This window comes from Pseudoalteromonas sp. S4492, from assembly GCF_005886115.1.
Classification (GTDB): domain Bacteria; phylum Pseudomonadota; class Gammaproteobacteria; order Enterobacterales; family Alteromonadaceae; genus Pseudoalteromonas; species Pseudoalteromonas gelatinilytica.
In genome coordinates this window covers 63,575-73,825 of record NZ_PNCP01000020.1, presented here as the reverse complement: position 1 = coordinate 73,825, position 10,251 = coordinate 63,575, and the positions used below count along the sequence as shown (strand labels likewise).

The window sequence follows — 10,251 nt, the reverse complement described above, 5'->3', positions numbered from 1 at the left end:
CTTATGCCACCTAATCAGAATCGCTCTATTATTCAAACGCTTTGCTTTTGCTATATCGATGTGAAGGACCAAATGCGTGTGGTTACTCATAACGGCGTAGGCGCAAATATCAATACAAAATATCCTGCCAAGTTGAAGAAGTTTGTTTTCAACCCAATCCCGTCTGTGTTCATATGAACGACCCGTAAGTGGGTCTTGTCCACACAAATAAGCGCGACGAACACAACGTGAAATACAATGGTAGTAAGGTGTATTTGAAACGCTAATTAAGTTTCTACGTGGGGTTGCCATGCTCTTCTCCTCCATGAGTTGAACAATATAAGTTTAGTCATAATTTTGAAAAGTGAGAAATTTAAAATTGGGTGTCTAAATTATTTTCTATTCATAATGTGGGTGTCTTAATAAATTTCTTAATAAATTAAAAAGCTCAGGCGGGGCTGAGCTTTTTAAATTAGGTCATATTTTGCAAGCAAATGATTACGAAAAGGCTTTTTCGCTTAGGAGTTCTTGCATTTGTTCGCGCATTTTAAATTTTTGAAGTTTGCCTGTTACTGTCATTGGGTATTCTTCAACAAAGCGTATGTGCTTTGGAACTTTGAAGTAGGCTAGTTTATCTTTTAAGAAATCACGAATGGCATTTTCATCAAGTACCGCATCATCTTTAGGTTGGATCCAGGCACATACTTCTTCGCCGTATTTTTCATCACTTATACCAAAAATGGCCGCATCTTGAATACCGGGGTAGGTATAAAGTACTTCTTCTATTTCTCTAGGGTAGATGTTTTCACCGCCGCGGATGATCATGTCTTTTATTCGGCCTACGATAGCAACAAAGCCATCTTCGTCCATCACACCTAAGTCTCCTGAGTGTAACCAACCGTCTTGATCTATTGTTGCTTTCGTTTTTTCTTCATCATTCCAATAGCAGCGCATAATTCCAGCGCCACGGCTACATACTTCCCCGGGTAAGCCAACTTTTTGAACATCACCTAGCTCGTCAATAATTTTAACTTCAGTATGAGCTAATGCACGGCCCACTGTGGTGACTTGTTTCTCGAGTGGTGAGTCGGTTTCGGTTACATTATTGATAGGGCTACATTCAGTTTGACCATAACCAATAACAACCTCTTTCATATGCATTAATGAGTGAACTTTACGCATAACTTGCTCAGGGCAGGTTGAGCCGGCCATTACGCCTGTCCGTAGGCTAGATAAGTCATAGTTTGCAAAATCTTTAAGCTCTAACTCGGCGATAAACATCGTTGGAACACCATGTAGGCCAGTGCAGCGCTCATTTTCAACAACTTCAAGGGTGGTTTTGGGGTCAAAAGAATCCCCCGGAAAAACAGCCGTAGCGCCTTTACTTATACACACTAAATTACCAAGCACCATACCAAAGCAGTGATATAGCGGTACCGGTATACAGAGTTTATCCTCATGTGTCAGCTTCATCGCTTGGGCCATCAAAAATCCGTTATTGAGGATGTTTTTATGCGATAAGGTCGCTCCTTTTGGATTACCCGTAGTACCAGAAGTAAATTGAATATTGATATCTTGGTCACAGCTTAAAGTAGCAGCTATTGCATCAAGCTCTAGCTTATGGGCATCTGTTGCGCGCTGCATGATATCGCTGAAGCTAAACATGCCAGTAGCAGGCTCATCACCAATACGAATTATATTTTTTAGATGTGGCAGGGCGTTTAAATTTAATTCACCTGCTTGTGAATCTTTAAGTTCCGGTGCAAGCTCATTGAGCATGCTTATATAATTACTGGCTTTAAATTCACTTGCTGTGATAAGTGTTGAACACTCAACACTATTGAGTGCGTATTTTAATTCGCTTGGTCGGTATGCAGGGTTGATGCACACCATAATTGCACCAATCTTGGCTGTAGCAAATTGGGTTAAGCACCATTCAATATTGTTAGGAGACCAAATACCAACCCGGTCGCCAGGTTTTACGCCAAGTGATAATAATCCCATTGCTAACTGGTTAATCTGCTGCTGGTATTGTCTATAGGTTAATCGGATCTGTTGATGATGAACCACAATTGCGGGGTGATCAGGGTAATTGTCGACAATATTGTCAAGGTACTGTCCAATTGTTTGTTCTATCAATGGAATGTCTGTACGGCCTTGATAATAGCTTTGAGTAAGTGGAAGCGCATTACAGTGTGTGTTCTTTGTCTGCATTGTATTCTCCGTGTCCGGTTAATGTGTTGTCATGGACTTGATGCAAAAGAATTGAAACTATCATTTAAGATAATTTCAAAACATGCGTACCTGATTAACTAAACACAGATTGTCGACAAAGAAAAGCTTTATAAGACTAATGTACAGAGTGTGATTTAAACAAAGCAGAATAAAGAATGGGTTTTGGATATAAAAAAACGTGCCGTAGCACGTTCTTTTTGATACTAAATTAGCAATTAAGCTTTTGGCTCATCTTGCTTATAAGTTTTACGCATGATGTACACGTAAGCACTTATGAATGCGTTTTCTTGGAACTTTTTCAGGCCTGTATCTTCAAAGTCGATAGGCACAGGGTTGCGTTTAAGCTGCTCTTTGATTTCAGTTGCCGATAAAATTTGTACATCTAAGCGCTCAATTAACTGAATAGCCGTTTCCATTTTGAAACCTTTTGCGCTACCAGCGAATTTACCTTTAGCTTGACGCTCTTTGATTGCCACAGAGTCAATTTGATAATCTTCCATTAACTTTTTGAAATCAAATTGGAATTTACGCATTACTTCTGTGTCATTACCGTTACCTAAGGTAAAACGTGTTTGTCTAACATCACGGATATCAAATACGTCATTGTCTTTGGTTAAAATGCACAGTAGTACGTCGCTACCTGTAATTTCTACACCACATGTTCTCATGGTCTTTCTCTAAATAACTTAATTTGCGCAATTATAGCAAGTAACGTTATGAAAAACAGGTGCTTTAAAAATGAATTTTAATAGCGATAGCACTGTGGTCACTTACGCTAATATCTTCACTAAGGATGCTTGGTGATATATGCCTATCATAACTTTCATAATCGAGCGCTTTAACCTTCGAAACTTGGCAGTCAGGATTAAAATGTGCAGAGGCGAGAATGTAATCAAGTACATTCCCTTTTGATTGATAATAATGACTAAAGGGCTTTGATTTATTCTCATAAAATGAGCGGCTAAACTCATAGCTGTCGGTTAAACCTACAACGGGTTCGTTATGTTCTATGCAAGGTTCGCAGCGAGTTGGGTGAAACCCTTGAGTCATAAACGATAAAGTTGGGCTGGTGAGTACATCATTAAAATCCCCCATAACAAGTGTTGCACATTGCTTTTCGCGTTGGGTTTTAAGGGCATCATAATAAACAATGGATGCTTCTAATGAGCGCGAGATTTGAGACTGCATGGTACCCACCGTTTGATGTAGCAACTGCAAAAGTGGATCTTCAAGGTTATGGATATTAAGCATATGCGCCATTGACTGGACGCGCTGTGATTTAAAATGAACCACATAAAAGCATACTTCACCAAAATCAGGTAAATCAATTAAGCATTTAATCGGCGTGCGGTTAAATTTGAACTCATTCTGATTATTTAAATACTCAAGTAATTCAGGGCATGGCGTCAATGCATCGGCCGATTTAAACGGGTATTTACTGGCAATGGCAACCACAGGATTGAATAACACTTGCGGATAAAGGCTATCATGGGACGGGCTATCGACCGTTTTAAAATAATCATATCCCGCTTCTTTGCATTGCACTTCTAGAGCATGTTGACTAAACACTTCTTGAAACGCCACCACATCAGGGTTTGCCTCATTTAAGAAATTAGCTACAAACAACTGTTTTTGCTGCCATTGTGTATTGTTGTATCGTTCATGTAGCTGATAAAAGGAGTAGGGTGGCGCGGTATAATTTAATAAATTAAACGTCGCAAATTTAAACGTACGCGTGTGTGGCATTTTGATCACCCTAAAAGTACTAACTCATTAAGTATGAAATGAGTTAACTAATTGTCAATTTAGTCTTCTTATTACTTGTATTTGAGTACGTGAGCGGCGACAATAGCTGCTTGTATTTGCGAAGACTCAGTAAATACAAGCTTAATTAGCAATGCTTATTCGTAAAAGCGTTGCAGAGTTACTTAAAATTAATTTAAAAATATTACATGTGGTGCATTGTAGGCATCACCACTGTATAAGGATTTATAATGCCAGTTATTACCCTCCCTGACGGCAGTCAGCGTAGTTTTGAAAACCCAGTAAGCACATATGATGTAGCAAATGATATCGGTCCAGGTCTTGCCAAAGCAACTATTGCAGGCCGTGTAAATGGCACCCGTGTTGATGCATGTGACTTAATTACCGAAGATGCGCGTTTAGAAATTATCACAGCAAAAGATGATGATGGTTTAGAGATCATCCGTCACTCTTGTGCGCACCTTATCGGCCATGCGGTTAAGCAACTTTTCCCTGAAGCAAAAATGGCAATCGGTCCGACCATCGATAACGGTTTTTATTACGACATCGATATGGATCACTCTTTAAGCCAAGACGATTTAGATGCAATCGAAAAGCGTATGCTTGAACTTGCTAAAACAAACTACGACGTTGTTAAAAAGACCGTAAGCTGGCAAGAAGCGCGTGATACTTTTGAAGCACGCGGTGAAACATACAAAATGGAAATCCTAGACGAAAACATCGCAAAAGATGATCGTCCAGGTTTATATCACCACGAAGAATACATCGACATGTGTCGTGGTCCACACGTACCAAACATGAAATTCTGCCAACACTTTAAAATTATGAAAGTGGCAGGTGCATATTGGCGTGGTGATTCAGAAAACAAAATGCTGCAACGTATCTACGGCACAGCATGGGCAGATAAAAAGCAACTTAAAGCGTATTTAAAACGTTTAGAAGAAGCTGAGAAACGTGATCACCGTCGTATTGGTAAAGCGCTTGATTTATGGCATTGGCAAGAAGAAGCACCAGGCATGGTGTTTTGGCACAATGATGGTTGGAGCATTTACCGTGAGCTAGAAGACTTCGTTCGTGAAAAATTACGCGAGTATGATTACGAAGAAGTAAAAGGCCCATTAATGATGGACCGTGCGTTGTGGGAAAAATCAGGTCACTGGGACAAATACGCAGATGCGATGTTCACAACTGAGTCTGAAAAGCGTGAGTACGCAATTAAACCAATGAACTGCCCAGGCCACGTACAAATCTTTAACCAAGGTTTAAAATCATACCGTGATCTACCTTTACGTATGGCTGAGTTTGGTTGTTGTCACCGTAACGAACCATCAGGTGCCTTACACGGCCTAATGCGTGTTCGTGGCTTTACCCAAGATGATGCGCATATCTTCTGTACCGAAGAGCAAATCATGGATGAAGTATCGTCATGTATCAAAATGGTTTACGACACATACGAAACGTTTGGCTTTGAGAAAATCGTTGTAAAACTTTCTACTCGTCCTGAAAAGCGTATCGGTGAAGACGAAATGTGGGATAAAGCTGAGCTTGCACTTGCAGAAGCATTAAAAGCAAACGACATTGAGTTTGATTACCTACCAGGTGAAGGTGCGTTCTACGGTCCGAAGATTGAGTTCACACTGTATGACTGTTTAGACCGTGCATGGCAATGTGGTACTGTACAGCTAGACTTTGCATTACCAGGTCGTTTAGGTGCAACTTATGTTGCTGAAAACAACGAGCGTCGTACACCGGTTATGATCCACCGTGCTATTTTAGGTTCAATCGAGCGTTTCATCGGTATTTTAACCGAAGAGTATGCTGGTTTGTTCCCAACATGGCTTGCTCCAAAGCAAGTAGTGATCATGAACATCACGGATAAACAAGCAGATTATGTGCAAGAAATTGTACAAAAATTAAATAAACTTGGAATTAGAGCCGCTGCTGACTTGAGAAATGAGAAGATTGGCTTTAAAATCCGTGAACATACGTTAAAACGTATTCCATACTTACTTGTTGTTGGCGATAAAGAAGTTGAACAACAAGAAGTGGCAGTACGCACTCGCACAGGTGAAGACCTAGGCAAATTTAGTGTTGATGATTTCATTGCAAAATTAAGCGAAGAAATTAAAAATCGACAATAAAGCATGAGCGTGTAGGGCAAACAAACAGCCAACTACACGCTTTTTATTTTATATTCTTGGAGGATCGTACCATTAGAGGCGGCAAGAAAGGGCAACAAACAGCTCAAAAAAATCGTATCAACGAAGATATTACAGCTAAAGAAGTTCGTTTAATTGGCATCGACGGCGAGCAAGCTGGTATCGTGTCATTAAAAGAGGCGCAAGCTATCGCTGATGATGCGGGTGTAGATCTTGTAGAAATCAGTCCTAATGCTGAGCCACCTGTTTGTAAGGTTATGGACTACGGTAAGTTCATCTTTGAGAAAAGCAAAGAACTAAAAGAACAAAAGAAAAAGCAAAAGCAGATCCAGGTTAAAGAAATCAAATTCCGTCCTGGTACTGACGAAGGTGACTACCAAGTTAAACTTCGCAGCTTGCGCAAGTTCTTAGAAGCGGGTGACAAAGCTAAAATTACTATCCGTTTCCGTGGTCGTGAGATGGCTCACCAAGAAATTGGTATCGAATTATTAAACCGTGTTAAAGCCGATTTGGAAGATGTATCACAAGTTGAGTCGTTCCCAAATCGTGTTGAAGGTCGCCAGATGGTTATGATGATGGCACCTATTGCTAAAAAGCAATAAACAGGGTATATTACGCACCGATTTTATTTCAGGTCTGCAAGTAACAGTTTACTGTTCACCTGAAATAACCGGTTTAAGTAAGGTTGCACTGCTTTTGTAGTGGGCCTTCACCGGATTATGGCAGTAAGTTAGGCCTTAAAAGTAGAGCTATTTTAATATCTCTCGCCTGCTTGCTAATTTTTAAGCAATACATTTGGAGTTATTGCAATGGCTTATAAGCTAAAAACTCACAGAGGCGCGGCTAAGCGTTTCAAGAAAACTGCTTCTGGCGGTTTCAAGCGTAAACAAGCGCATCTTCGTCACATTCTGACTAAGAAAACTTCTAAGCGTAAATTACACTTACGTCCTAAGATGATGGTTCATAAGAATGACCATGGTCTAGTTTCACGTATGTTACCATTCGCTTAATAGGAGTCTTCAGAAATGGCAAGAGTTAAACGCGGTGTTATCGCACGTGCACGTCACAAAAAAGTTTTAAAACAAGCTAAAGGTTACTACGGAGCACGTTCACGTGTTTACCGCGTAGCTTTCCAGGCAGTTACTAAAGCGGGTCAATACGCTTACCGTGACCGTCGTGCTAAGAAACGTACTTTCCGTCAACTTTGGATTGCACGTATCAATGCAGCAGCTCGTCAAAACGGTCTTTCATACAGCCGTTTTATCAATGGTCTTAAAAAGACTTCTGTAGAAATCGATCGTAAGATCCTTGCAGATATCGCTGTTTACGACCAAGTTGCATTCGCAGCGCTTGTTGCAAAAGCAAAAGAAGGCCTAGCGGCTTAATTTCGCTTTTCATAAAGTTTAAAAAGGAGCCTAGTGCTCCTTTTTTTGATCTTAAATAAAATTCATAAATAACAACGATTTTGCATAGCGTATGTCGTTTGCTCCATTTTTTTGTTGAATCACCGCAGTTTACGCAATCCATTCAGATTAGTTGTTATAATTTCCCCAATAGAATAAGTTCCGCACTTGAGAGTGATATGTTTGCGAGTTTAGTGTTTTTATCTGCTGCAGTAACTTTAGACAGCCACTTACCCCCATTGTTGCCATGGCAAGGCGACAGTGTGTCTTTAATGCAAGAAAAAGGACCATTGACCACTGATTTTGAGTTAAGCAATGGCACATTATCGCCGAACTACACAGACACAATGGCGTTTGTAGACCGCCTCGTTGCAGCAAACCCAACGCAATTCAAAGTCAAGACTATTGCAACTAGCAGTGCGGGTCGTGCAGTTAAGATGTTAGTGGCGAATGAACAAGGTTTATTTGATGCCAAACAACTTGTTGCAGATACTAAACCAACTATCTTCATTCAAGCAGGTATTCACAGTGGTGAAATAGATGGCAAAGATGCCATGTTTATGCTGTTACGCGATATTGCTACAGGTAAACGCCGAGACATACTGAGTAAAGTCAATATTCTGTTTATTCCTATTTTAAACGTTGATGGTCACGAGCGTAGTAGCCAATATAACCGTATTAATCAGCGTGGCCCAGTAGAAATGGGTTTTAGAACGAATGGTTTAAATTTAAATTTGAATCGTGATTACACTAAGCTTGATACACCTGAAGTACGCGGTGTGATGCAAGTGATTAATCAATTTAAGCCAGATTTATACGTGGATGTCCATGTAACAGATGGCGCTGATTATCAGTATGACGTGACCTACGGCTACAATCCTGTTTTTTCTAGTGAGTCACCGAGCGTTTCAGAGGCGCTTGATAACCTATTTAAACCTGTTATTGATGCAAAATTAGAAAAAGCTGGGCATATTCCAGGTCCACTGGTGTTTGTAATGGACAAGCGCGAGTTTAAAAAAGGCTTAGCAGGTTGGGTTGCAACACCTCGTTTCTCGAATGGTTGGGGGGATTTACGTTCATTACCAACTATTTTGGTTGAAAACCATTCATTAAAACCGTATAAACAGCGTGTTTTAGGTACGTATGTGTTTATCGATGGCGCAATTGATGCCTTAGCTGCAAACGAAAAAGCACTGAATGATGCAGTTAAAAAAGAGCTCGATTTCAAACCAACGCAGTTAGTCGTTGAACGTGGTTATGCAAAAGAACCAGATACCATCGAATTTAAAGGTATCGCTTATTCAAGAACTGAAAGCGCATTGTCAGGACAGCCTGAAGTTAAATACTTAGGTGAAGCTAAAAACTATGACGCCTTGCCTATTTACTGGCAAAAAGACGTTAAAAAGACCGTAAATGTGCCAACCGCATTTTATATTCCGCCTGCGTACAGCCAATTGGTTAGTAAACTTAAATTACATGGCGTAGAAGTAACGGCACTCAATGAATCTGTTTCTGAGCCATTAACTCAAGCAAGCGTTGCGGATTATGCATTTGCAAAGGCTCCCTTTGAAGGGCGCTTTCGTGTAGAGGCGACATTTGAATACAATACCGTTGAAAATGTTGATATGACGGGTTGGTACAAGGTTTCAACCGATCAACCATACTCTGAGCTGGCTACGCATTTATTACACCCAGAAGCGCCTGATTCATTCTTTGCTTGGGGTGAGTTTAATACTATTTTTCAGCGCACTGAATACGTTGAGAATTACGCGTTAATGCCGTACGCACGCCAAATGCTTAAAGAAAAACCAGCATTGGCTTTAGAATTCGATAAAAAAATTCGCGAAGATAAAAACTTTGCAAAAGATGCAGATGCACGTTTGCATTGGCTTTATGAGCGTACACCGTTTTATGATCAAGGCTATTTAAAATACCCAATTTTAATGGCGTTTGAGCAGTTACAAAAAGGACAATAACATGAAGGTACTCGCTGTTCCTGTTACTGGCTTTGCGCAAAATTGCCGCATTATCATTTGTGAGCAAACGAATAAAGCTGCACTGTTAGACCCAGGTGGTGATGCAGAGAAGCTGCAAGCGGAACTAGCTGCGTTAAATTGTGAGTTAGAGGCAATTTACTTGACTCATGGTCACTTAGACCATGTGGGTGCTGCAAAGCAACTCGCAGATCACTTCAGCGTCGATATCATAGGCCCACATCTAGACGATAAATTTTGGTTTGACGCTTTGCCAATGCAAGCACAAATGTTTGGTTTTGCAGCCATCGCGCCATTTTATCCAACCAAATGGTTAGCTCATGGCGACACTATCACAGTAGGTGAACTTGCATTAGCTGTACGTCATTGCCCAGGGCATACACCTGGTCACGTTGTTTTTTATCATCAAGATTCAGAACAGCTGATTGTGGGAGATGTGATTTTTCAAGGCTCTGTTGGTCGTACTGATTTTCCAAAAGGGGATAGTGCGCAATTACTCAAATCAATTAAGTCTGAGATTTTATCTTTCTCAGATAACGTTGCTATTTTGCCAGGCCACGGTCCGAATACCACCGTAGGGCACGAGCGAAGAACAAATCCATTTATTAGTGGTCGATTTGGTTAATGCCAACTCGCACAAACAGCTAGTTATTTGATTAAGTGGATCGGTATAAAATTGCAATTTTTTTGCATAAATAGTAGAAAATAGGCAGACTG

10 protein-coding genes are annotated in these 10,251 nt (G+C 40.4%); 6 read left to right on the top strand and 4 right to left on the bottom strand.

Going from position 1 to position 10,251, the window contains the following annotated elements; all coding sequences use genetic code 11:
• The 4 genes from CWC28_RS22255 to CWC28_RS06405 all read right to left on the bottom strand — a co-directional run.
• A partial coding sequence (locus CWC28_RS22255; RefSeq protein ID WP_502704930.1) for a transposase occupies window positions 1-291 on the bottom strand: 291 nt, incomplete at its 3' end.
• A 186-nt stretch (window positions 292-477) separates the two neighbouring features.
• Complete coding sequence (locus CWC28_RS06415) at window positions 478-2,193, bottom strand: AMP-binding protein (RefSeq protein ID WP_138624900.1); 1,716 nt, start codon at window positions 2,191-2,193, stop codon at window positions 478-480.
• A gap of 236 nt (window positions 2,194-2,429) precedes the next feature.
• The gene (locus tag CWC28_RS06410; RefSeq protein ID WP_054554891.1) at window positions 2,430-2,882 is read right to left on the bottom strand and encodes a DUF3010 family protein; all 453 of its coding nucleotides are present in this window, start codon (window positions 2,880-2,882) and stop codon (window positions 2,430-2,432) included.
• Between the two features lie 64 nt (window positions 2,883-2,946).
• Window positions 2,947-3,960, bottom strand: a complete 1,014-nt coding sequence (locus CWC28_RS06405; RefSeq protein WP_105180870.1) for an endonuclease/exonuclease/phosphatase family protein — start codon at window positions 3,958-3,960, stop codon at window positions 2,947-2,949.
• Between the two features lie 248 nt (window positions 3,961-4,208).
• Here CWC28_RS06405 and thrS point away from each other — a divergent pair, with 248 nt between their 5' ends.
• The 6 genes from thrS (at window position 4,209) to CWC28_RS06375 (ending at window position 10,159) form a co-directional block, all read left to right on the top strand.
• Complete coding sequence (gene thrS, locus CWC28_RS06400; RefSeq protein WP_063705031.1) at window positions 4,209-6,119, top strand: threonine--tRNA ligase; 1,911 nt, start codon at window positions 4,209-4,211, stop codon at window positions 6,117-6,119.
• A 56-nt stretch (window positions 6,120-6,175) separates the two neighbouring features.
• On the top strand, window positions 6,176-6,739 hold the full coding sequence (gene infC, locus CWC28_RS06395) for a translation initiation factor IF-3 (protein WP_082874073.1): 564 nt from the start codon (window positions 6,176-6,178) through the stop codon (window positions 6,737-6,739).
• Window positions 6,740-6,946: 207 nt separating this feature from the next.
• Window positions 6,947-7,147 (top strand): 50S ribosomal protein L35, encoded by a 201-nt coding sequence (gene rpmI / locus CWC28_RS06390; protein ID WP_054554888.1) that lies wholly within the window; start codon window positions 6,947-6,949, stop codon window positions 7,145-7,147.
• Between the two features lie 15 nt (window positions 7,148-7,162).
• A complete protein-coding gene (rplT, locus tag CWC28_RS06385; RefSeq protein WP_036968189.1) occupies window positions 7,163-7,522 on the top strand; it encodes a 50S ribosomal protein L20 in 360 nt (119 codons plus the stop codon).
• Window positions 7,523-7,719: 197 nt separating this feature from the next.
• Entirely contained in the window at window positions 7,720-9,516 is a 1,797-nt protein-coding gene (locus CWC28_RS06380; RefSeq protein WP_138624899.1) for a M14 family metallopeptidase, read from the top strand.
• 1 nt (window position 9,517) lies between these two features.
• The gene (locus CWC28_RS06375) at window positions 9,518-10,159 is read left to right on the top strand and encodes an MBL fold metallo-hydrolase (RefSeq protein ID WP_138624898.1); all 642 of its coding nucleotides are present in this window, start codon (window positions 9,518-9,520) and stop codon (window positions 10,157-10,159) included.
• The last annotated feature ends 92 nt before the right edge of the window (window positions 10,160-10,251 follow it).